The organism is Myroides albus (assembly GCF_009711045.1).
GTDB classification, from domain to species: domain Bacteria; phylum Bacteroidota; class Bacteroidia; order Flavobacteriales; family Flavobacteriaceae; genus Flavobacterium; species Flavobacterium album_A.
Genome location: NZ_WMJX01000039.1, coordinates 1 through 23,072, shown reverse-complemented (window position 1 = coordinate 23,072; position 23,072 = coordinate 1). Strand labels below are relative to the sequence as shown.

General features: G+C 34.2%; 20 protein-coding genes. 10 read left to right on the top strand and 10 right to left on the bottom strand.

Annotated elements, in window-relative coordinates:
* Positions 1-132 precede the first annotated feature (132 nt).
* The 7 genes from GJV76_RS12990 to recF all read right to left on the bottom strand — a co-directional run bounded on the left by GJV76_RS12990 (position 133) and on the right by recF (position 8,018).
* Entirely contained in the window at positions 133-756 is a 624-nt protein-coding gene (locus GJV76_RS12990; RefSeq protein ID WP_155093041.1) for an SCO family protein, read from the bottom strand.
* Between the two features lie 10 nt (positions 757-766).
* Entirely contained in the window at positions 767-1,546 is a 780-nt protein-coding gene (locus tag GJV76_RS12985; RefSeq protein ID WP_155093040.1) for a formylglycine-generating enzyme family protein, read from the bottom strand.
* 1 nt (position 1,547) lies between these two features.
* Positions 1,548-3,014, bottom strand: a complete 1,467-nt coding sequence (gene nirK / locus GJV76_RS12980; RefSeq protein ID WP_155093039.1) for a copper-containing nitrite reductase — start codon at positions 3,012-3,014, stop codon at positions 1,548-1,550.
* A gap of 1,132 nt (positions 3,015-4,146) precedes the next feature.
* On the bottom strand, positions 4,147-4,722 hold the full coding sequence (locus GJV76_RS12975; RefSeq protein ID WP_155093038.1) for an RNA polymerase sigma factor: 576 nt from the start codon (positions 4,720-4,722) through the stop codon (positions 4,147-4,149).
* Positions 4,703-5,827: a glycosyltransferase gene (locus tag GJV76_RS12970; RefSeq protein WP_155093037.1), complete on the bottom strand. Its 1,125-nt coding sequence runs from the start codon at positions 5,825-5,827 to the stop codon at positions 4,703-4,705. The genes GJV76_RS12975 and GJV76_RS12970 overlap by 20 nt, the downstream gene beginning before the upstream one ends.
* Positions 5,828-5,896: 69 nt before the next feature.
* Complete coding sequence (gene murB / locus GJV76_RS12965; RefSeq protein WP_155093036.1) at positions 5,897-6,910, bottom strand: UDP-N-acetylmuramate dehydrogenase; 1,014 nt, start codon at positions 6,908-6,910, stop codon at positions 5,897-5,899.
* Between the two features lie 7 nt (positions 6,911-6,917).
* Complete coding sequence (gene recF / locus GJV76_RS12960; RefSeq protein WP_258204621.1) at positions 6,918-8,018, bottom strand: DNA replication/repair protein RecF; 1,101 nt, start codon at positions 8,016-8,018, stop codon at positions 6,918-6,920.
* A 135-nt stretch (positions 8,019-8,153) separates the two neighbouring features.
* On the opposite strand from recF, the gene GJV76_RS12955 reads away from it, so the two are divergent.
* From GJV76_RS12955 to GJV76_RS12930, 6 genes are all read left to right on the top strand, one after another.
* Positions 8,154-8,939, top strand: a complete 786-nt coding sequence (locus GJV76_RS12955) for a tetratricopeptide repeat protein (protein WP_155093035.1) — start codon at positions 8,154-8,156, stop codon at positions 8,937-8,939.
* Between the two features lie 7 nt (positions 8,940-8,946).
* Complete coding sequence (ribH, locus tag GJV76_RS12950; RefSeq protein WP_155093034.1) at positions 8,947-9,438, top strand: 6,7-dimethyl-8-ribityllumazine synthase; 492 nt, start codon at positions 8,947-8,949, stop codon at positions 9,436-9,438.
* 175 nt (positions 9,439-9,613) lie between these two features.
* Positions 9,614-11,794 (top strand): DNA mismatch repair endonuclease MutL, encoded by a 2,181-nt coding sequence (mutL, locus tag GJV76_RS12945; RefSeq protein WP_155093033.1) that lies wholly within the window; start codon positions 9,614-9,616, stop codon positions 11,792-11,794.
* The gene (locus GJV76_RS12940; RefSeq protein ID WP_155093042.1) at positions 11,794-12,546 is read left to right on the top strand and encodes a rhomboid family intramembrane serine protease; all 753 of its coding nucleotides are present in this window, start codon (positions 11,794-11,796) and stop codon (positions 12,544-12,546) included. The genes mutL and GJV76_RS12940 overlap by 1 nt, the downstream gene beginning before the upstream one ends.
* Entirely contained in the window at positions 12,546-13,400 is an 855-nt protein-coding gene (locus GJV76_RS12935) for a rhomboid family intramembrane serine protease (protein WP_155093032.1), read from the top strand. Before GJV76_RS12940 ends, GJV76_RS12935 begins: the two co-directional genes overlap by 1 nt.
* A gap of 3 nt (positions 13,401-13,403) precedes the next feature.
* Positions 13,404-14,438 (top strand): endonuclease/exonuclease/phosphatase family protein, encoded by a 1,035-nt coding sequence (locus tag GJV76_RS12930; protein WP_155093031.1) that lies wholly within the window; start codon positions 13,404-13,406, stop codon positions 14,436-14,438.
* A 35-nt stretch (positions 14,439-14,473) separates the two neighbouring features.
* On the opposite strand, the gene GJV76_RS12925 is transcribed toward GJV76_RS12930, so the two are convergent.
* Positions 14,474-15,769: a UDP-N-acetylmuramoyl-tripeptide--D-alanyl-D-alanine ligase gene (locus tag GJV76_RS12925; protein WP_155093030.1), complete on the bottom strand. Its 1,296-nt coding sequence runs from the start codon at positions 15,767-15,769 to the stop codon at positions 14,474-14,476.
* Between the two features lie 58 nt (positions 15,770-15,827).
* On the bottom strand, positions 15,828-17,348 hold the full coding sequence (gene gldJ, locus GJV76_RS12920; RefSeq protein ID WP_155093029.1) for a gliding motility lipoprotein GldJ: 1,521 nt from the start codon (positions 17,346-17,348) through the stop codon (positions 15,828-15,830).
* 674 nt (positions 17,349-18,022) lie between these two features.
* Here gldJ and porV point away from each other — a divergent pair.
* From porV to GJV76_RS12900, 4 genes are all read left to right on the top strand, one after another.
* A complete protein-coding gene (gene porV / locus GJV76_RS12915; protein WP_155093028.1) occupies positions 18,023-19,159 on the top strand; it encodes a type IX secretion system outer membrane channel protein PorV in 1,137 nt (378 codons plus the stop codon).
* A gap of 90 nt (positions 19,160-19,249) precedes the next feature.
* Positions 19,250-19,732 (top strand): cytidine deaminase, encoded by a 483-nt coding sequence (locus GJV76_RS12910; RefSeq protein WP_155093027.1) that lies wholly within the window; start codon positions 19,250-19,252, stop codon positions 19,730-19,732.
* A 246-nt stretch (positions 19,733-19,978) separates the two neighbouring features.
* Positions 19,979-21,367, top strand: coding sequence for a hemolysin family protein (locus GJV76_RS12905; RefSeq protein ID WP_155093026.1), 1,389 nt, complete (start codon positions 19,979-19,981; stop codon positions 21,365-21,367).
* A gap of 155 nt (positions 21,368-21,522) precedes the next feature.
* Entirely contained in the window at positions 21,523-21,948 is a 426-nt protein-coding gene (locus GJV76_RS12900) for a GNAT family N-acetyltransferase (protein WP_155093025.1), read from the top strand.
* Between the two features lie 60 nt (positions 21,949-22,008).
* On the opposite strand, the gene GJV76_RS12895 is transcribed toward GJV76_RS12900, so the two are convergent.
* Positions 22,009-23,034 carry an MFS transporter gene (locus tag GJV76_RS12895; RefSeq protein ID WP_317162602.1) on the bottom strand — a complete coding sequence of 342 codons (1,026 nt, stop codon included), beginning with the start codon at positions 23,032-23,034 and terminating at the stop codon, positions 22,009-22,011.
* Between the last annotated feature and the right edge of the window lie 38 nt (positions 23,035-23,072).

Sequence of the window (23,072 nt, the reverse complement as noted above, 5' to 3'; positions counted from 1 at the left end):
AACAAACTATGGACTTTCAGTCCATAGTGGTTTATTTTGTTGTCAAGTTTAACAAGGTGAATTAAAACAAAAATACTGCTCAACTTCAGTATGGAAGCAAAGCAGTATATTTCAAAAATAAAAACGAATCTTTTACTTTATTTGGGCTAATTGTTTTTCTATTTCTTTTACAGTAGGGGCGTAGTCTATACCAAGTCCCTCTTGTTGATAGTCCAATTCTCCTTTAGTATTGAATACGCTAATGATATTAGAGTGAGAGAAGTCTATCGGAGAAATCTTTTTGTAATTCACGGCTAAAGTAGCGGCAAATTCACGTGTGTTTTCTTCTGTAGAACGCAAGAATACCCATTGTGGGCCATCCATTAAGTTCTCTTTAGCAAACTCTTTAAGACGCTCTGGCGTATCTACCTCTGGGTCTATACTTACCAATACGTATTTTACTTTATCGAGATTTTTGCCTTTTACTCTTTCTTCTATATTTCTCATATCGGCTACTAATCGAGGACAAGCAGCTTTACAAGAAGTGTAGATCATCACCATAACCAAGACATTGCCTTGTAAATCTTTTAGTTCAATGTCTTTGCCGTCTTGGGTTGTCCAAGTCGATGGTAGGTTATAGATCGATAAGTCAGATATCTCTTGAGTAGAAGATACTTCTTTGTTATCTATTACTTGAGCGTCATTTGTTTTTACATCTTTACACCCCATCATGAGCAATGAGAAACATAGAGATAACGCTATGATATTTTTTTTCATAATAAACTATTTATAAGTTTTGAGCACATCTAAAACCAAGGTTTTTAGTCGTGAACTTAGCTTTTAAGCTTCCTCTGAATCCATAGCGCATAAAAGCAGCGTAGTCCATCAGGTCAGAAGCATTAATAGAAGCACTACCACAGAATAAGTTTTCGTCATTGCCCTTGTCTTTTCGGCTTTCTCCTGAAAGAAAAACAGAGTTAAAGTCAGATACCCATTCCCAAATTAATCCGTGCATATCGTAAACACCCCAGTAATTTTTGAATGTACTTCCCACTGGATTTACATATGTTTTAGGTGCTTCGTACCAAGCTAAGATAAATTTGTTGTAATCCTCTTTTTCTCTGGCATCCATATTCTTTGCGTCTGCCATAGCTACATACTCCCATTCATCCATAGTAGGCAATCGCTTACCTTGTACTTCACAGTATTTTTTTGCAGCAAACCATGATACATTGGTGACTGGAGCATTGGGATTTAAATCTCCATAATCTAAATCTCCTATCCAATGTGATAAATAGCTCTTGTCTGCAAACAAAGCTTTTATTTCTGAACGTTTGTATGTAGGATTTTCTTTTAGAAACGCAACAAACTGTTCGTTGGTCACTGCATATTGATCTATTTTGAAGGCATCGACTTTGACATCTCCTTCTTCTGTACTACCATAAAGTGGAACAAAAGCTCCACTTTTGATAGTCAGCATTGTTGTTTCTTTCTGAGCGTAGATAGCATTCCATGTTAGTAGGCTTAGAAGACATACAATTATATTTGATTTGTCAAGAAAAAACATATTATCTATTTTTTTGTACCATTTGCGGGCTCACTACAGTTTTGTTATTACCCCAACTGTTGTATACATAAGTCAATACATCCGCAATTTCTTGGTCATTTAGGTTTTGACTGGTCATGATAGAGTTATACTTCACATTGTTTACAGTGATTTCCCCTTGAAGACCATTAATTACGGTTTTAATTGCTCTGTTTACATCTGCATTTAAGTAATCTGATTTCGCTAATGGAGGGAAAATTCCTTCAATACCTTGGCCTTCAGATTGGTGACATGCAAAGCATGTTCTGGTAAATACGCTCTTACCATCTGCAATTTGTTGTGCTAAAGTTTTATCCTCTATTACTACTTTTTTAGTTTCTGTTTTTGGCATGTTTTGTATTGTACCTCCTTCAGGTAAGTAGATTCCCTCTTTTATCTTACCAGCAAATACTTTTTCATTTTCATCTCCTTCTACTTTCAACATTCCAAGAGCACCTTTGTTAAAGGCTCTAAAGATGGAGTGATCCACAATCACAAAGGTACCAGGGGTATTTACTTTGAATTCGACCATAGCTGCTCCACCAGCAGGTATAAGTGTAGTTTGTACATTTTCGTTTACCAAATCTCCACCTTCTACGTGTACTCTGTCGAAAATTTCTCCAATAACGTGGAATGAACTCACTAAGTTAGGCCCACCATTTCCAACAAATAGTCGAATAGTTTCTCCTACTTTGGCTGTGATAGCGTTTTCGTTGACTAGTCCATTCACATGACCATTGAATACTACATAGTCAGCATCTTCTTTTAATGCTTTATTCATGTCAAAGGGTTGCATCCCTTTTTCTCCGTAATTTCCTTTTGTATAGAAATCACCTTGCATGATGTAGTACTCTTTATCGACAGGAGGAAGTCCTCCTTCAGGTTCTACTAAAATTAATCCGTACATCCCGTTGGCAATGTGCATACCTACTGGAGCTGTAGCACAGTGGTATACATAGATACCTGGCTGAAGCGTCTTAAACGAGAAGGTTACTTCATGCCCCGGCGCAACTAATGATGAGGCTGCTCCTCCTCCAGGACCTGTTACGGCGTGCATATCAATATTGTGAGGTAATTTGTTGTCCGGGTGATTTTTTAACGTAAACTCTATTTCATCTCCTACACGTGTACGGATAAAACTTCCTGGTACTGTACCTCCAAATGTCCAATACATATATTTTACTCCATCAACCATTTCGCCCTCTTGTTCAAGGATTTCTAAATTGACGAATAATTTTGTCGCTTCTCTTTTGCCAACTGGTTTTGGGACAAAAGGAGGGGGAGTTAATTCTGCTTGAGCTTCGCCTTTTACAACAATTTTCTCTGCCATGTCAGCGGTCATTTTTGTCGGTTTCGCGTCTTTGTTTTGACAGCTTCCAAGTGTAAGTAAACCTAAAGCTAATAACATTACTCCAAGTTTGTTTTTTAGTGATTGTGTTTTTGTGTTCATATGACTGTTTGTTAGTATCTATTTTCTACATCAAAGATAAAGGACAAACTTGTCTTTTATAATGATAATTATCAGTTTATTACTTAAAGATAGAAAAAATTATATAATTGTTCTTTTTCAGTACGATAAGGTATGATATGTTTATTTAGGTTGTCTTGCGAGTTTGTAGGGAATAGCAGGGATGAAATGTTGATTTAAGGTGAGTTTAACTCAATCCAATAGTTCGTTTTTAGTGATAAAGTGATGAATTGTAATGAGTATAAACGCTGTTTGTTTTAGGTCTTATTGGATACAAAATCTTTGATTTATCTCATTGTTTTAATAATATCTTATCATCTAATAGCATGAGTGAGTGAACTCTATTCTTATTGACTTTAAGAATTGAATATACGCTTTCTCTACACATCTGTTCAAAAAATAGAACTCAGGTGAATTTGTTGTTTTTTAATGAAGTGTGAAATTGACTAAAAGTATATGATAAAATGGAAGAACAAACATTCTAAAATCTATTTTAGAGATAGGTGTATCGAGAACATAATGTTCCTACGTGTTTTTCGAAAACTCACGTATAGTTTTTTTCGGTTTTGATAAGGGGTTTCTTGCACCTTTCTTCGAGAAAACCGCACTTTTGGCAAGGAAACCCCAAGAAAAGTGCAAGTAACCCCCAAGGAAGTGCAAGCGAAGCCCATCCATAAAGTATGTCAATGTACTTTTGAAAGCTGCTCAACTTCACCTTTATTTTCCGCGATTCTTGCGATAGATAACTTGACAATTTTGGGAGTAATATAAGTGTTTAATCGTCTTTTAGAAGCAGCAATCCTATTTGCTTTTTTTGTCGAAATCATGTCGAATCTGTGTGATTTTGAAATTGCCAAGTGATAATTGTTGCTTCGTGATTATGGTAACTGTAAGAAATGGGCATAAGTTGTTGTAGAAGTGAACTTGCAATGATTCCCGTTGATTTGTAAACTGTGCTGTAAAACTGTAGCTAAATTTGAAATAGCCATTGTTTCACTTTATTTGAGTATATAGGGGCATGAAATGTATCCAACCGAAAGGTATTCACTTGTAAAGAGGTTTTAAACGAACAAAGCTTCTTTTGTATAGGAAGCTTTGTATTATATTATTTCCATTATAGGTTAAAGTTTTGGTCAATCTGTTTGACTATAATTTCTGCGAGAAGTTTCTTTGCCCGCATGATCTTTACCTTGACATTGTTTAATGGTTCGTCCAGTATTTCAGCAATTTCATTGTAAGAGAGTTCCTGAAAATACCGAAGTTCTATTACCTCTTGATAGTGAGGTTTTAGTAGTTTGATATAACTCTTAAATATTTTTAAGTTCTGTTCTTGAATAATATCGTCTTCAATATTATTTGAGTCATCTACAATATTGTTATAAGTAGAGTTGTTTTCGTCATTCATGTCTAAGAAAGAAAGGTTCTTTCTCTTGCGGATAAGGTCTATGTGTACATTCTTTGCAATAGTAATCAGCCAAGTATTGAAGGCATAGGTATCTTTATAAGAACTAATATTGCTAAAAGCTTTAGAAAAAGTTTCAATGGTTACATCTTCAGCATCTGTTTCATTATTGATTCTCTTAACCATAAACAAATACACCTCGCTCCAATAATGATTCAACAGAAAGGTGAAAGCACTTTGGTCTCCTTTACGAGCTAATTCAATATAATCAGTAATACTTTTTTTCAATTTTTTGTCGCGTGATAAAATGTGTGAAACTATAATATGTACTTATAAAAATATGAATAATTTCTAACAAAGGCAGTGTCCACACTAATTCTTTTGTGCCAAATTTACTAAATGTCTTTCCGCTGAATATATGGGCGATAATACAGCGAAAAAGGAATACTCCTAATACGATTTCCCATTGATATAAGAAGCTAATCAATAGCGTGAATGCAATGTAAAATAAGAGTTTGTTTAGATTGAAGAACCTTATTTTTAACTGTGCCCAAACGGAAAGTTTACGCAGGAGTAAATCCTGTTTCTTAATCGCATTTTTCCATTCAGAAATAGTGTTTTTGCTTTCAATTATAGTAAAGCTATCAGGCGAAAAACTTACTGAAGTATTCGTACTTGTTCCGATTTGATTAATGAATGTATATTCATCGCTAAAGGGAATTTTCATATGGCTGATAAAGCCATTTACTTTATAGAACAATGATTTGTTGTACGCTTGGTTATAGGCATTTCCATATAGTGGTTTTCCCGCACCACTCCACGAGAACAAGTTTGTTGTTTTTTGGACATTTTGGTAGCGTATCAATTTATTGATAAACGAACGTCTTTTGTTTGCTATTTGCGTAAATCCGATTACTAGATTTTTTTGCGTACTCAAGCCTCGACTCATAGAAAAAATCCAGTTTGGAGTCATTGGGCAAGCTGCCGGTTCAACAAATAGCAAATGTTCAAATTTAGCAACTTTAATACCTAAGGTAAGGGCGTATTTTTTGTTGCCCCAAAAAGTTTCATTGTTTACAACATCTACCAGTTTGGCATTAGCGTTTTTGAGCGCAAAGTCTTCTAAAATCTCCAAGCTTTCATCTTCGGATGCGTTGTTGACTAAAATAATCTCATAGCCAGGGCTGAAATCCTGTGCCTTTAAAAGTTCGAGGAACTCTGGTAGTTTTTGTTCCTGATTCTTCACGTAGACAATTACAGAAACAGGTTCAGATATATGCGATTTTTTATCTTTTAAAGTAGAGTGAAATGCAACATTACTATTGATGGCAAAATAATAGATTAATTCTATAACTGTTATAGCAATAAAACAATAAAATAATAATGTTAGCATGTGATTAAGTAATTTCTTTTTTAAGGAAACAAATGTACAATTTATCCTTTAGATTATAATTTTTTTAAATCAGAAGATGTTTACTTCTGCGTCAATTGAAATACCAAATATCTGTTGCACTTGTTTTTGGATAGAATGAGCTAATTTTTCTATTTGACTACCTTGTGCTTGTCCATAATTAACCAAAACAAGTGCTTGCTTTTCGTGTACTCCAGCATCGCCAAGTCTATAGCCTTTAAAACCAGTCTGCTCTATTAACCAACCAGCGGGCACTTTTACAAATTGATCGTTGATTGTATAACTTGGCATAGTTGGATATTTGGCGTGTAAGGCATTATATTGTTCAACTGGGATAATCGGGTTTTTAAAGAAACTACCACTGTTTCCAATTTCTTTTGGATCAGGTAATTTGCTTTGGCGAATAGCGATCACCATATTGCTTATATCTTGAATAGTAGGAGTAGTAATACCATTTTTATCAAGTTCTTGCTGTATCGATCCGTAACCAGTCTTTAAGATGTGATTTTTCTTAGTTAATTTAAAAACAACAGAAGTGATTACATATTGATTTTTTAATTCATTTTTAAAGACACTTTCCCTATAATCAAATTTACAAGCAGCATTGTCAAATACTCTTTGTTCTTGCGTGGATATACTTAATCCTGTACACGATTCTAATACATCTTTCACTTCAACACCATATGCACCGATATTTTGAATAGGTGTCGTCCCCACGTTTCCGGGGATTAAAGATAGATTTTCTATACCGCCATACCCTCTTTCTATACACCAAAGAACAAATTCATGCCAATTTTCACCAGCTTGTGCTTGAACCCAAACACAATCGTCATCTTCTTTTACAACCTCAATTCCCTTTAAGTTAATCTTTACGACAGTTTTGTTGATATCTTGAGTTAAGAGCATATTGCTCCCACCTCCCAGGATAAATAGTTTGTCAGGTGAATTGCCCTTCAGGATTTCTTTTAATGTGCTTAAACTTTCTATTTCAACAAAGTATTTTGCTCGTACATCTAATCCAAAAGTATTGTAAGGTTTAAGAGATATATTTTGTGATATTTTCATAAGTTGTCTAATTGAAATTGTTGTCTTCTTGTATTTTGAAAATTTCAAATTCTTGATGTATGCTATTTAGTAAACTCTCAGTTCGTTCAACATGTGTATCAGAGATGAATATTTGTCCGAATGTGTCCAAGTTTACAAGTTCCAATATTTTGCGAACTCTGTTTTCGTCAAGTTTGTCAAATATATCATCAAATAACAAGATAGGAGCAATTCCCTTCTGTTTTTTGATAAAGTCAAATTGAGCGAGTTTAAGGGCAATTAGAAATGACTTTTGCTGTCCTTGCGAACCAAATTTTTTGATTGGATGTCCGCTGAGTTCAAAGAGCAAATCGTCTTTGTGTATACCAACTGAGGTATATTGTACTGCGCGATCTTTCGGCAAAAACTCTTTGAAAAGTTCAGACATTGTCTTGTCGTGCAATTGAGAATCGTATTTTAGATCAACGTCATCGTGATTGTCTGTAATGAGTTGATGGTATTTATTGAATATAGGTACAAACCCCTCTAAGAAAGACTTTCTCTTTTCGAAAATGGGTTGTGCAAGTAATTCTATCTGTTCGTTGTATATTTCTATTGTCGCTGGATCAAAGTAATTGTTTTGTGCAAAGTTTTTCAGTAGCGCATTTCTTTGAGAAATAAGTTTTTGATATTGAATCAATTGTTGGAGATAGCTATTGTCCATTTGAGAAATGACGCTGTCTATAAATTTTCTGCGGGTTTCGCTGCCTTCTATGATTAAATCAGCATCAGAAGGAGAGATAATTACTAAAGGGATCAGCCCAAAGTGATCAGAGAAGCGATCGTAGTTTTTACCATTTCGTTTTAGTATCTTTTTTTGTCCTTTTTTTAGACTGCATACAATGTGTTCATCCTTATCTTGTAGTGAAAAGGTTCCATCAATGACAAAAAAGTCAGTATTGTGCTTAATGTTCTGCAAGGCTACTGGGTTAAAGTAACTCTTTCCATAAGCCATATAGTATATTGCATCTAAGATATTGGTTTTACCAACACCGTTAAATCCGACAAAACAGTTTATTCTTTGATGAAAATCAAAGGATTTATCAGAAATATTTTTGAAGTTTAGGATGTTTATTCTTTTTAAATACACGCGGTTATCAGCAATTTTAACGTTTTATAACGGTCTTTATTAAAATTTGGTGCAAATTATCAAAAATATAGATAGAAAGCACTTTTATATTACAATAAAAATCCTATTTTTGCCTCTTATTAAACTATTGTATACATGGCAACTTATAATAAAAGAGGTTATAAAGCCCCAAAACCAAAAGACGAAGCGACAGATAGCGAATTTGACCAATATGGAAAAGCAGATGCTGGAAATAGTGCAACCGCTGAAGTATTTAATTCTTTAGATAAAAGTGCTAACCGTGTAGAAGGTTGGGTGGCTCGTAACTCGAAAGCTATTTTTGGTGTGGTAGGAGCTGTTGCTTTAATCACGTTAGGATACGTAGGATATGACAAGTTTGTTGTAGAGCCTAAGAATGATGAAGCAGCTGAGCAATTAACTCAAGCTCAAAGTTATTATGTAGAGGCGTTAAGTAATCCAGGTGAAAAAGATAAGAACTTTGATTTAACCTTAAATGGTGGAGAAGGAAAGCTTGGTGCTTTAGGAATTATTGAGAATCACAAGGGGACTGATGCTGCTAATTTAGCAGAGTATTATGCAGGTATTGCATATTTACAACAAGGGAAGTTTCAAGATGCAATTAATCATTTGAACAATTTTAAATCAAAAGATGCGTTGATCAATGCTTTAGCAATTGGAGCAATTGGAGATGCTTTTTCTGAATTAGGACAAAAAGAGGATGCATTAGACTACTATAAAAAAGCTGTAGCGGCAAGTAATAATGATTTAACTTCTCCGCGTTTTCTAAATAAAGCTGGAATTGTAGCTTTAGAATTAGGACAAAAAGAGGAAGCTTTAAAAATGTTTACTGAAATTAAAAACAATTATTTAGGATCACCTGAATCAATGATGGTTGATGCAATGATTGGGATGGCTCAATAATTAGAAAATGGCAACAGCAAATAAAAACCTTTCTGAATACGATAAATCTACTTTGCCAAATGGCAAAGATTTTAAAGTAGGTATCGTAGTCTCAGAGTGGAATGATACCGTGACAAATGGACTTTTTTCTGGTGCAGAATACGCATTGAAAGATTGTGGAGTACTGCCAGAAAATATTATCAGATGGAATGTTCCAGGAAGCTTTGAGCTTGTATATGGAGCAAAGAAAATGATAGAGTCTTTTGAAGATTTAGATGCTGTTATAGTGATTGGTTGTGTGATTAAAGGAGAGACAATGCATTTCGAGTTTGTATGCGAAGGTGTTACTCATGGAATCAAAGACCTAAACTTGATGGCTGAAATTCCAGTATTGTTTTGTGTTTTAACAGATAACAATATGGAGCAATCATTAGCACGTAGTGGTGGAGTACATGGAAACAAAGGTACAGAAGCCGCAGTAGCTGCATTAAAGATGATTGAATTAAATAGGAAGTATTAAGAATACAAATAGTATAAAGTTAAAAACCTGCAATTATAAATCTAATTGCAGGTTTTTTTATTTTAAATAATTAACTATTTCTAAAATAGCTTTCGGAGTTTAATTTATTAAATTTGTGTTTCGATTTTTTTTTAAAATCACAACTAAACAAACTAAAAGAACCTAATAAAAGTAGATGTCAAATATAATTAGATTACTGCCAGACCACGTAGCTAACCAAATTGCAGCAGGGGAAGTCGTTCAGCGACCAGCTTCTGTTGTGAAAGAATTGGTTGAAAATTCGGTAGATGCGGGTGCGACAGAAATAAAATTAGTATTAAAGGAAGCTGGTAAGACACTTATACAGGTTATTGACAATGGAAAGGGAATGTCTGATACAGATGCTCGAATGGCATTTGAACGACATGCAACTTCTAAAATTTCATCTGCTGAAGATTTGTTTGCATTGAGAACAAAAGGCTTTAGAGGTGAGGCATTAGCTTCTATTGCGGCTATTGCTCATGTTGAGTTGAAAACAAGGGCAGTTGATGCAGAATTGGGAACTCATATTGTTATTGAAGGAACCAAACTTGTTTCGCAAGAGGTTGCGGTTACACCTGTAGGAACATCTTTTTCTGTAAAAAACTTATTTTTTAATATTCCAGCTCGTCGCAACTTTTTGAAGTCAACAAACGTTGAGTTTAGAAATATTGTAGATGAATTTGAGCGCATTGTCTTAGTGCACAGTGATATTCACTTTGTGCTAATTCACAACGGAAATGAAGTTTACAATCTGCCCCCTGCTAATTTGCGTCAGCGTATAGTTAGCGTTTTTGGTAGTAGAACGAATGAAAAGTTAGTCCCTATTAAAGAAGCTACTGAGATTGTTGAAATAAGTGGATTTGTTGGAAAACCTGAGTTTGCTAAGAAAAGTAGGGGAGAGCAGTTCTTTTTTGTCAATGATCGATTTGTAAAGAGTGGTTATCTTCACCACGCTGTATTAGCCGCTTATGAAGGATTGCTGAAAGAAGGTACACATCCTACTTATTTTATCTATTTAAAAGTTCCTACGGATTCTATAGATATTAATATTCATCCTACCAAAACGGAAGTTAAGTTTGATGACGAGCAAGCTTTATATAGTATTTTGAGATCTACTATCAAGCATAGCTTGGGACAGTTTAATGTCGCTCCTGTGTTGGATTTTCAAAGAGATTCTACTTTTGATACGCCTTATGACTATGAAGGAACAGAAGCTTCTACTCCAACGATAGAAGTGGATAGAAACTTTAATCCATTTTCGAGAAATGAGTATGGAGAATCAGATAAGTTTGAATATAATCCGTTTGAGAATCCATTTATGCAAGAGGAGTCTGATAGTGATTCAGGTGTTATCGAGTCAAAAATGACAGCATTGGAGGATGAAGAACAACAAGAGTACGTTGATTTAGATACAGGGGAAATTATTTTAGAGAGCAAGGAGTTTGCATCTGATACCATGACTTTCGGATCTAAGAGCAATGACGAGTTTTCACTACACGATGACTACAATAACCATATTGATTTCGAGAAAAGTACTACGGATACTGGTTATATTGCTTCAAAAGGTAATGATGTCAACTTTGCTAAATCTCGATCTACTGCAGGTACGAGAAAAGAAGATAACCGAAATGCAAAGGGAAGTGGTAAGGAATGGAATAGTTTTTACGAGGGGTTGTACTCTGAAGGAAAGGACTTAGATGTATCTAATTTACACTTTGAGACTGAAGTTGTTGAGTCTACTTTGTTCGATAAAAGCAAAGAAACAAGTTCTACTTCGCGTACGTTTCAAATCAATCGCAAGTATATTGTAAGTCCTATCAAATCGGGATTAGTAGTCATCGATCAAGGAAGAGCACATCAGCGAATATTATACGAGAAGTTTTTAAGTGATATCACAGATCACCGTGCGGCTACGCAGCAATTGCTATTTCCTTTGACGCTTTATTATACGCCTTATGAAGTTGCTATTTTGAAAGAATTACAAGATTTGTTGAAACAAACTGGTTTTGGATTTGAAGAAATGGGAAGTGACTTTGTAGTGATTTCTGGTTTACCAGTTAATGTAGCGGAAAGTGAAGCATCAATTGTCTTGGAAGACTTGATTACTGATTTTAATGAAGGTATTCCACAGACGAAATTTAGTCAAGGAGATCGCATAGCAAAATCTTTGGCACACAGTTTGGCTGTGAAAACAGGAACAACATTAACAGAAGAAGAACAAGAGAATATTGTGAATACATTGTTTGCTTGCAAAGAACCCGATGTTTCACCATTTAGAAAACCTACTTTTATTACTATGAAAGTAGAAGATATTGAAAAAAAATTTAGTTTATGATGAGAATTACAGATACAGTAAAGCACTTACTTATAATTAATATCATTTTTTTCGTTGCAGCGAACTTAGTGGTTCCAGCGATGAATCAAATATTGCCAATGTATTTTTTTGAAAGCTCTAAGTTTTACATTTGGCAACCTATTTCGCATATGTTTATGCACGGTAGTGTCATGCATATTTTCTTTAATATGTTTGCTTTATTTTCGTTTGGTACAACATTGGAGGCGATATGGGGAGGTAAGAAATTCTTGCTTTTTTATTTGTTATGTGGTTTAGGTGCTGCAGCTTTGCACACTGGTGTAAATTATTATACAGTTCAATCAGGTATCTCAGCTTTAGTTGATGCGGGACTTGATAGAAGTGAAATAGTCGGTTTACTGTATGAAGGAAAGGTTGGTATTAGCTGGGAGTCAGTATTAGGTAGGAATGAATTGATTAATCTTTTATCTGCTTATAATACGCCTGTTGTAGGAGCGTCAGGTGCCATTTATGGTTTGTTAGTTGCTTTTGCATTTATGTTTCCCAATGCTGAATTGATGATGATGTTCGTACCTGTGCCTGTGAAAGCGAAGTATTTTGTTCCAGGAATATTACTTTTAGACTTATACGGTGGTGTTGCAGGCGGATTTAGCCTTTTTGGAGGAGGAGGAGGAATAGCTCATTTTGCTCATATCGGAGGTGCTTTAATGGGATATTTGCTGATGATTTATTGGAGGAATACACAATTTAATAAGAATCGTTGGGATAGATAATGGCAAATGTGTTAGATGACTTAAAGAATAGTTATAAGAAGGGAGGAATAGCCCAGAAGTTAATCTTCTGGAATATTGGTGTTTCTCTTGTGTTTTTTGTATTTCAAGGTCTGTTTCCTGAAGTATATAACAAAGTATTTTATTGGTTTGTATTGACTGATGATGTCAAAGGCCTACTTTTTAAGCCTTGGACATTACTTACTTATTCTTTTATACATGCAGGAATTGTACATTTGATACTGAATATGATTTTATTGTATTTTGTAAATCAATTGTTCGCTACTTTTTTTAGTCAAAAACAATTTGTAACTACCTATTTATTAGGTGCTTTAGTCGGAGGACTGTTCTTCTGCTTATTTGGATTAATATTTGTACATGCTGGAAACGTCTTAGTTGGTGCTTCAGCAGCTATTATTGCTCCCTTGTTAGCTTTAGTTACATTTAATCCTCATATGGAGGTTAGATTATTGCTGATAGGGACAGTGAAAATTTGGTATATAGCGGCCTTTATTGTTCTAATAGATGTTTTGCAACTCATGGGTAGTAGTAATGTTGGAGGGCATTTGGCACATTTAGGTGGAGCTGGTATAGGTGCTGTATATGCAATTATGTTGAAAAGGGGTACAGATTTAAGTGCTATATTTGATAATGTGGTTAACCTTTTTCGAAAAAAACAAGGAACAAAGTTTAAAAAGGTTTACGTAAATAAGAACAAAGAGAAATCAGTTAAGAATGATACGAATGCCGATGTTCAACAAAAAATTGATGCTATCTTAGACAAGATTAGTAAATCGGGATATGAAAGCTTGACAAAAGAAGAAAAAAGCTTTTTATTCAAAGCAGGTAAAGAATAAGATATGAAAAACCTTTCGTGGTTTAATAAAGTTGTTTTTTGTATCAATGTAATAGTGGCAATTATTACATTGGTTGGTTATTTCTTGCCTTTTTTAGCTCCTAAGTTATTTCCTGTTCTAAGTGTATTTACGTTGTTTTTACCTGGCTTGTTAATTGTTAATCTCATCTTTGTTTTTTATTGGGGAATTCAGTTTAAGAAGCAAGTGTGGTTGGCAATTGTCATATTGCTTTTGGGAATTACATTCATTAATAAATTCTATAAGTTCTCTGGTAAAGCGACAGCTGGGGAAGGCGGCGACTTTACCTTAATGAGCTATAACGTTAGGCTTTTTAATTTGTTCAAGTGGATTGAATCAGATAGTATACCAGAGAATATTAAAGAGTTTATCGATCTACATGATCCAGATGTTTTGTGTTTACAAGAATTTTCAAAGAATACTTCTCTAAAATTTAATCAATATCCTTATCGCTATATCGTATCTCATGGAAATAAGATAAAGACTGGACAAGCCATATTCTCGAAATACAGAATTATAGATAAGGGGGAAATTCGCTTACCTAATAATTCGAATAACAATGTTGTCTTTGCTGATATCTTAGTAAAGAATGATACCGTTCGAGTATATAGTATTCACCTTCAGTCTTTCAGTATTAAACCTGATATACACGAGATGATGGATGAGAAAAGTTCTAAGCGCAATCTTGATCGTATGTCTAAGGCATTTGCAGAGCAGCAATTACAATCTGAATTAGTTCGATCACATATGAACGATGCTAATCATCCCAAGATTATCTGTGGTGATATGAATAACAGCGCTTATTCGTATGTATATAGAAATGTAAAAGGAGATCTGAAGGATGCTTTTATCGAGGCAGGACACGGTTTTGGGAAGACCTTTGATTTTGATTATTTCCCTATGCGAATAGATTATGTATTTGTGGATAATCGCATAGAAGTAAAAGAGTTTAAGACATATAGTGAATTTTATAATTCAGACCACTTTCCTTTGGTTACCAGATTGAAAGTTTCTGAGTAAAAAAATAAGGCGTTCACAAAGAACGCCTTATTTTTTTATTTGATCATATCTAAGATTCTTTCTAATGCCATACCCCTTGATCCTTTTATAAGCACTAAAGAGTTTTCGAAAAGTTGCTTCTCCTTAGCTGAGTATTCCTTGAAATTGTCAAAGTTCTCGAAAAAGAATAGAGAATCTGTAGCTGAGTTTTTACACTTGTAAAAGTTTTGCCCTATGAAATATGCTGTTACACCTTCATTGTGTAAATCTTCTACTATCTTATTGTGTTCTTTCAAACTATCTGAACCTAATTCAAACATATCACCTAAAATAAGAATTTTAGGTTGTTTTGAGTTTAGTTGCTTAAAGTTGTTTATAGCTACTTCCATACTACTTGGATTTGCATTATACGCATCTAAAAGAATTTGTGATGTTCCTATTGTAATCCATTGTGAACGGTTATTATTGGGGGTGTATTCTTCAATAGCCTGCTTAATATCTTCAGTAGGCACATTAAAGAACTGACCTATAGTAACTGCGGCTGCAATATTAGTAGTGTTATACAAACCTGTTAGATTTGAAGATATTGTCAATCCATTTATCTTAACACTCGCATTTGGTTGAGCATTGTATTCATCAAAATGTACATCAGCCTCTTGCTCTACAGCAAAAGTGTATCGACTAAAGGTTAATGTTTTTGCATCTTGTCTTGGGTCATCAAGATTTACAAAGGCAGTTTTGTGGTAATCTTGTAGGTAATCATATAGCTCGCTCTTGGCTTTAATCACTCCTTCGAAACCGCCAAAACCTTCTAAATGAGCCTTGCCAAAATTAGTAATATACCCAAAATCAGGATCGACTAATTCACAGAGGAAAGCTATTTCTTCTTTGTGATTAGCTCCCATTTCAACGATTCCTAAATCAGTTTCTTCTGTAAAGGATAATAAGGTTAATGGTACGCCAATGTGATTGTTGAGGTTGCCTTTTGTTGCTGTTACATTGTATTTTTTAGATAGAACTGTTGTTATTAGTTCTTTTGTTGTTGTTTTTCCATTGCTACCCGTTAGAGCAATAATAGGCAAGCCAATTTGACTTCTGTGGTATTTAGCCAATTGTTGCAAGGCCCCCAATGCATTTGGGACGTATAGCATTTTCTTTTCATCTGTGATAAGCTTCTTATTGTCCATTACCACAAATGCAGCACCTTTAGTAAGTGCTTCTTGAGCAAATTCATTTGCATCAAATTTCTCTCCTTTTAAGGCAAAGAATAAAGAGTTAGGATGTACGTTTCTCGTATCTGTAGAAATGCCATCGCATTGTAAAAAACACTGGTATAATTCTGCTATTTCCATAGGACAAAAGTAAAAAAAAAGCCCTAATTATTTAGGGCTTTTCTTATATCAATAAAACTTAATTTTTCGTTTTTCTTTTTGTTGATTTAGGTCCAACTTTAGTCATTACTAAACGGAAACCGATATAATCAGAAGCTTGATCTTCTGGGTAATATCTTCTCGTAGCTGGATCTAACCAATATGCTCTATCTTTCCATGAACCACCTTTAATTACACGTGATTTGGTGTCATATAAATTTGCAGCTTTATCCGCTTTTGGCAATTGGTCAACTTTATTGACAATTCCTGTGTATGGGTTTGTCTTTAGAGTTGAGTCATCAAATTCTTCTTGAGCTACTTGTCCTGGAAGATTTCTCACTCTTAATTTACCAGTTGAGAGGGTGTCAAATTTAACTGTTTGATCAGTCACTATGACAACTTTACCATCAGGTCCAATTTGGTTTTTGTAGTATACATTGCCCTTGAAGAAATTGAAGTCAGCCTCTTCTTGATCCAAGCGAGGATCGTATATATCGGCAACCCATTCGGCAACGTTACCAGCCATATCGTATAGTCCAAAGTCATTAGCAGGGAATGATTTAACTGGTGTTGTTATATCTCCATTATCTGTTGACCAACCCGCAATACCTCCGTAATCACCTCTACTTTGTTTGTAGTTAGCATATTTGGTATTTAAGACTTGTGGTTTGCCTCTTTTTCGTTTATTATTAGCTTTATCCCAAGGGTATTTGCCTTTGCCTTTATAGTTGTTGTATTCTCTGTTTCCAACTAATCCAATAGCTGCATATTCCCATTCAGCTTCGGTTGGAAGTCTATATTGAGCAGTAAATAAACCATAGTTTTGCGAAGCGTATAAGTTGCGTTCACCTTCAGCTGACTTATTGTTTTTACCTTTATAGACAATATCGCTATTTCCTCCATAAACAGATTCTGGATTTTGCAAATACGCTTCAGTACTAAAATGTGCATCTCCATAGGCCTCACTAACTTTGGCATCTTTTTTTAAGAAGCCAGCTTGTTCTAATTTTAATTCATTGACACGATCCGTTCTCCATTTCGCATAATCCGTTGCTTGTAGCCAAGTAACCCCAACGACAGGGTAGTTAGCATAAGCAGGGTGACGTAAATAAGACATGATAAGTGTTTCGTTAAAACCAGACGGGCTTCTCCAAACGGTCGTATCTGGAAGTGCGCTTTTATATATCTCTTGATAAATTTCGTTGTTCTGTGGGTAAACCGTACTCAACCAATATAAATACTCATTGTACATGATATTAGTTGTTTCTGTTTCATCCATGTAAAAAGATTGCACATACATTTGTTTTGGATTGTTGTTCCAATCCGCCATGATGTCATCTTGTACTCGTCCCATTGTAAATGTTCCCCCTTCTACGGGTACCATACCATTGGGAGTTTTTTGGACATACTTGGTATTGTATTGAAACCCACCTTTAGAATCATTTATTTTCCACCCAGTAGCTGTTGATACATTATTGTTGGAATTACCACAACTTGTTAAACTTGCTGCTAAAAGAAAGCTTGCAAATAATTGGAAATTTAAAAGTTTATTAATCTTCATCTTATTTATCATGGACATAAAATTCTACGCAATTTATTAATTAACGTTTAATTGGCAATGCTATATCTTTGATTAACTTAAATGTTTAAAGTTAAAAATGTTTGTTGTTATAACATATTAGCTATATAACGATAATAATTGTTATCTATTGTTTGTATAAAGGTAAAATATTTTTTAAGTACTCTTTAGCAATTTTACTGCAAATATATATGAAAAAAATCTTAATTAGTGCCTTATTGCACAATTGCTTTACATTTGTAAGACATATTAATATTTAAAGTAATGTGTTTGATTTTTTAATACTTTTGGGTAGAATCAATTTACATTTCTACAAGGATTTTATTTAAAGCTTCATTTCTCTGTAATCTCTATGTTTTGTTAGAAGGTAGACTTGGTAGAAAAAGTTGCGAATATGCGATTTAAAGTTTTTGAAAGATTTAGTTTTTTATAAATTAACAATTACTTGATTATTTTGTTGAAAAAACAAAGAAATTTATACTTATTGGATTTAAAGTTTATTATGTTGTGATAATTAAGTGAGTAATGATTTGTCTTTTGTTAATTAAAACTAAAAATATTAGTAAATGATTAAGAAATAAGAGATTTCTGAAAACAGTAATATTTGAAATCTTGTAAAAAAAATTATATTTGTACTGTTCATTATTAAAAAGTGTATGAAAAAAATATCATTTATATTGTTAGCTGGCTTAGTGAGTCAATATATGTTAGCTCAAGATATCCGACCAATCGTAGTCGGAGTTCCTTTTTTAACAATCAATAGCGATGCTCGATCAGCAGGTATGGGAGATATGGGGGTTGGAACTTCTGTTGATGCTTATTCTCAACAACACAACCCTGCAAAGTATGCTTTTGCAGAACAAAGTCAAGCCTTTTCTATGAGTTATACTCCTTATATGTCTAAAATTGCAAGTGGAATGTCACTTGGGCAATTAACATATTACAATAAGTATAATGAACGAAGTGCTGTAGGAGCGAGTTTGCGTTATTTTGGTATGGGAGATATTGAGATGCGTCAACAAATGGATGATATGCCAGTTAATCGTAAACCTAACGAATTTGCAATAGATGTTTCTTATTCTTTGAAGTTAAGTGACAATTTTTCGATGGCTGTTGCTGGTCGATTTATCAATTCAAATTTAAAATATCCTGATGAAGTTGGAGGTAATTCAAATGCGAGTACTTTCGCAGTTGATGTGTCTGGTTTCTACGAGTCTCGAGTGATGCAGTTTGCAAATTTTGATGGGCGTTGGAGAGCTGGTTTTAATATTCAAAATTTGGGACCAAAGATTGAGTACGATGATTTACCAAATGGTTCTTTTATTCCTGCAACATTAAAATTAGGTGGAGGGTTTGATTTTATCATCGACTCTTATAATACACTTACGCTTACTGGAGAGGTTAGTAAACTATTAGTTCCTACGCCTCCTCGTAATGCTTTTGACGAAGAAGCTAAACGAGATTATAATGACATCGGATGGTTTAAGGGAGTTTTTAAATCATTTGGAGATGCACCAGATGGATTTAGTGAAGAAATGAAAGAAGTTATGTGGTCGATGGGAGCTGAGTATTGGTACGATAACCGCTTTGCTTTTCGAACTGGTTATTTCCACGAAAGTAAAGATAAAGGAGCTCGACAGTTTGCGACAGTAGGAGCAGGTTTTAAATACAATATGGTTACAGTAGATTTATCATATTTGTTTTCAACGTCATCAGTTAATAATCCTTTAGAGAATACACTGCGTTTTTCATTAACTTTTGATTTAGGTAGAAAAACTTATCCAAAAGGTTAAAAAAAATAGATATATTTGTATATACAATCCAAACAACAATAAGTTCATTGTGTTTGGATTTTTTTGTCTAATATAGTCAAGTATATTTTTATGAAAAAGGTTGAAATTGTAGCAACTTTTCTGGAGTATGATTCGAAAGAAGAGTTAAACGAGCAAGACAGAAATTTAATGGAGAAAGCCATTGAAATTAGAAAAACTGCGTACGCTCCGTATTCTAAGTTTAAAGTGGGAGCCGCTTTGCTTTTAGAAGATGGCACAATTGTACAAGGATCTAATCAAGAAAATGCTGCTTATCCTTCTGGTTTATGTGCAGAACGCACAGCTATTTTTTATGCAAATGCAATCCATCCAGGTAAGAGAATATTAAAATTAGCTATTTCTGCATCGTCTGATTTGAAAGTGACAGACCAACCTATTCCTCCTTGCGGTGCTTGTAGACAGAGTATTTTAGAATATGAAACTAAACAGAAAGAACCTATAGAAATGTTCTTTATGGGAGCAGAGGGAGTAGTGAGATATTCTCCTTCCCTCATTAATATTTTACCATTCCATTTCGATAAAGATTCGATGTAATGAAATTACTTATATGCTAATTAAATTAGTATATAAGTTTTTTTTTGCTAATTATTTAATATACTTTAAGCTCTAATCTTTTGTATTAGGGCTGTATCTTCTATATCTGAAAAAAAATGCCATTGCTTTTTTTACATTATACAGAATTAATTATTACATTTGACTTACTAAATAGCTTATGCTTTAAAGAAGGTTATTTAGGGCCCCTAAAAAGACATTAACAAGTGGGCTTTTCGAATTTTAAAAATGGATACATACCCCCAGATCATCACAATGTTAGCTAGCGCTGGCATTGTGGACAATGAGATTTCTGTAAGTAAATTGTTACTTACGCTTTTTTTAGTTTTATTAAACGGTTTTTTCGTAGCAGCAGAGTTTGCTATTGTGAAAGTTCGTACTTCTCAAATTGAAGTTCATCAAGAGTTAAATTCTAAAGTCGCAGGTATTGCAAAAGGCATTGTTGGGAATTTAGATGCCTATTTAGCTGCTACTCAGTTAGGAATTACTCTTGCTTCTTTAGGATTAGGGTGGGTAGGAGAAAGTTCTTTAACTCCTGTCATTTTAAAAGTATTTGAATTAGTTGGAATGACTGGACCAGAGTATGCAACTTTGGCTAAAAGTATTTCCTTCCCTTTAGCATTTGCTATTATTACTATCCTTCATATTGTTTTTGGAGAGTTAGCGCCTAAATCTATGGCTATTCACTTTCCGACAAAAACAACTTTTACTGTTGCTTTGCCTCTGCGTATTTTCTATTTTGTTTTTAGACCTGTTATTTGGTTAATGAATGGTTTAGCTAATGGTATCCTTAGATTGTTTGGAATTACACCTATTCATGGATCTGATATTCACACAGAGGAGGAACTAAAAATGATTATTACAGAAAGTCAAGAAGGAGGAGCTATTGAGGAAACAGAGAGAGTACTTATTCAAAATGTGTTTGACTTTGACGATAGGAGAGTAAACAATATTCAAACTTTAAGAAAGAATGTTTCAGCTATTGATATAGAGACTTCTGTAAAAGATGCTATTGAATACGCCATTAATGAAGGTTATTCAAGATACCCTGTATTTGACGATTCGCTAGATAATATTAAGGGGGTTATTTACACGAAGGATTTAATGAAAGCGATGATGACAGATCCTGGTAAAGCTGATATTGCAACTTTACTTCGTGAACCAATCTATATTTCCGAAAATGCATTGATTAAAAATGTGCTTAAACAATTCCAAGCAAAGCATCTTCAGATGGCTATTGCTACCAATGAGGTAGGAGAGTTCACTGGGATTGTTACAATGGAAGATATCTTGGAAGAATTAGTTGGTGAAATCCAAGATGAATACGATAATGAGGAACCTGTAGTAGAAACAACAGGTGAGGGTATATACTTAGTACAAGCCCATTACAATATCTCCGATATTAACAGATTGCTTCCTTATAAATTTGAGGAGAGTGAACATTATGATACTTTAGCGGGGTTATTAGGTGAGGTCTATCCTGACCAAGAGTTCCAAGTTAACGATACAATTGATTTAGAAGATTATCAAGGTGTCATTTTGAAAATGTACAGAAACTCAGTAGAAAAAATTCAATTGAGTTTAAAGAGTCACGACACAGACAAATCTGATTCTTAATTGAGGTCAATAATATAATTTAAAAGAGCATTAGGTTGAATTACTTAATGCTCTTTTTGTATAAATAATGCTCTTAATTATAGCAACTTATTCTTGATTGTTGTGATATATTAAAGGTACTTCTATCTTTGTTATAACAAGTAAATAGATTAGAGATGAGATATAAAGCAGAATATGAAACTCCCGATGCTAATGATTATATAAATTTGAGAGTGGTGTGTGGGTTGTCTTCAAAAACTTTGATGGCTGCAACTATTGGGTTGGCAAACTCACTGTGTAGTGTTGTTATCCTCGATACAGAAGATAATGATAAAGTGATCGGGATGGGACGACTGGTAGGAGATGGCGGTTGTCATTGTCAAGTTGTTGATATTTGCGTTCATCCTACACATCAAGGCAAGGGGTTAGGAAAGGTGATTATGCACCAATTAGATGTGTTTATCAAAAGTAACCTTCCTGATTCTTGTTACGTTAACCTTATTGCGGATGGAGAAGCTTACAAGCTATATACGCAGTATGACTTTAAAGAAGTCTGGCCAGCGTCCAGAGGAATGGGATATGTTAAAAGGAGTAAAGAGTGAATTTCGTTTTCTAATCCCAGTATTATAAAAACAAAAAAGAGGAAATACTTCCTCTTTTTCTTATTGTTTCTTTAATGTAAATGTTGTTAGCACTGCTATTACTGAGAATAATACAAGTACGATGGCTAATGTTGGAAGAATACTACTGATATATAATCCTGTACCAATTAGCAAATAATAGAGTAGACCAAATAACGCACCAGCAGTTCCAATAGACGTTTTATAGTTAGCTAAGGCTTGGCTTAAAATATTTGGTATTGCAATTCCAAATGAAGCAACTATGAGTAGCATTGGCAATAAGAAGAACATTGTATTCTGTATACTAAAGAGTATTCCTGCATTTGCTATAGCTATAATAGAGGCGTATTTCATCATTTGTAGGGATGTATATCCTTTTTCAATTGCCTTTTTGTTTATGTAGCTTCCTATAAATGAACCCATAGCTAAGACTATACCGCTATATCCGTATATTGTTGAATCATAGCCTGCCTTTTCAAAAATAAAGGGAGCAAATGAATAGTAGCTAAATAGTAAAACATTATATGACATTACTAATAAGGCATATTTCCATATTGTTGCATCACTATACAATCTCTTTGCTACTTCCAATGTGTTTTTTAGCGTTGCTTTATCTGTGTTTTGTTTTGTTTCAGGTAAGCTTACAAAAGCTTTGCTAACTAATAGTATCGAAAGTATTGCTAATAGGGAGAATACTCCCATATAGCCAAAGTGTTTCGAGGTTAACCCTCCTATGAGTAGTCCAATTACAGGGCTAACTGATAAAGCAACTCCCATAATTGAAAAAACTTTAGCTAAATCTTTTCCTGTGTAACAATCTCTCATCATGGTCTGGGTAACTACTGACCCCACCGCAATTCCAAAAGCGGCTAAGAATCTGGCCATTAGAATAACCTCAAAGTTTGGAGCTATTAATGCGATAATAGAGGCTGTAAAATAAGTGAGCAATCCATATATCATCGCTTTTCTTCTTCCTAAATAATCACTTTGAATTCCCCAGAATATTACTCCAATCGCAAATGCTATGAAATAAAGACTTATAGTTAGTAAGGTTGTAGTTTCTGTTATTGTTTTGACCCCTATAAACCTAGAGTATTTTTAAATTT

Coding starts and splice junctions, on each gene's coding strand:
- GJV76_RS12990 (WP_155093041.1), bottom strand. CDS start 756: ATGAAAAAAAATATCATAGCGTTATCTCTATGTTTCTCATTGCTCATG.
- ribH (WP_155093034.1), top strand. CDS start 8,947: ATGGCAACAGCAAATAAAAACCTTTCTGAATACGATAAATCTACTTTG.
- GJV76_RS12910 (WP_155093027.1), top strand. CDS start 19,250: ATGAAAAAGGTTGAAATTGTAGCAACTTTTCTGGAGTATGATTCGAAA.
- gldJ (WP_155093029.1), bottom strand. CDS start 17,348: ATGAAGATTAATAAACTTTTAAATTTCCAATTATTTGCAAGCTTTCTT.
- GJV76_RS12925 (WP_155093030.1), bottom strand. CDS start 15,769: ATGGAAATAGCAGAATTATACCAGTGTTTTTTACAATGCGATGGCATT.
- GJV76_RS12930 (WP_155093031.1), top strand. CDS start 13,404: ATGAAAAACCTTTCGTGGTTTAATAAAGTTGTTTTTTGTATCAATGTA.
- murB (WP_155093036.1), bottom strand. CDS start 6,910: ATGAAAATATCACAAAATATATCTCTTAAACCTTACAATACTTTTGGA.
- GJV76_RS12935 (WP_155093032.1), top strand. CDS start 12,546: ATGGCAAATGTGTTAGATGACTTAAAGAATAGTTATAAGAAGGGAGGA.
- porV (WP_155093028.1), top strand. CDS start 18,023: ATGAAAAAAATATCATTTATATTGTTAGCTGGCTTAGTGAGTCAATAT.
- GJV76_RS12940 (WP_155093042.1), top strand. CDS start 11,794: ATGAGAATTACAGATACAGTAAAGCACTTACTTATAATTAATATCATT.
- GJV76_RS12955 (WP_155093035.1), top strand. CDS start 8,154: ATGGCAACTTATAATAAAAGAGGTTATAAAGCCCCAAAACCAAAAGAC.
- GJV76_RS12970 (WP_155093037.1), bottom strand. CDS start 5,827: ATGCTAACATTATTATTTTATTGTTTTATTGCTATAACAGTTATAGAA.
- GJV76_RS12905 (WP_155093026.1), top strand. CDS start 19,979: ATGGATACATACCCCCAGATCATCACAATGTTAGCTAGCGCTGGCATT.
- nirK (WP_155093039.1), bottom strand. CDS start 3,014: ATGAACACAAAAACACAATCACTAAAAAACAAACTTGGAGTAATGTTA.
- mutL (WP_155093033.1), top strand. CDS start 9,614: ATGTCAAATATAATTAGATTACTGCCAGACCACGTAGCTAACCAAATT.
- GJV76_RS12900 (WP_155093025.1), top strand. CDS start 21,523: ATGAGATATAAAGCAGAATATGAAACTCCCGATGCTAATGATTATATA.
- GJV76_RS12985 (WP_155093040.1), bottom strand. CDS start 1,546: ATGTTTTTTCTTGACAAATCAAATATAATTGTATGTCTTCTAAGCCTA.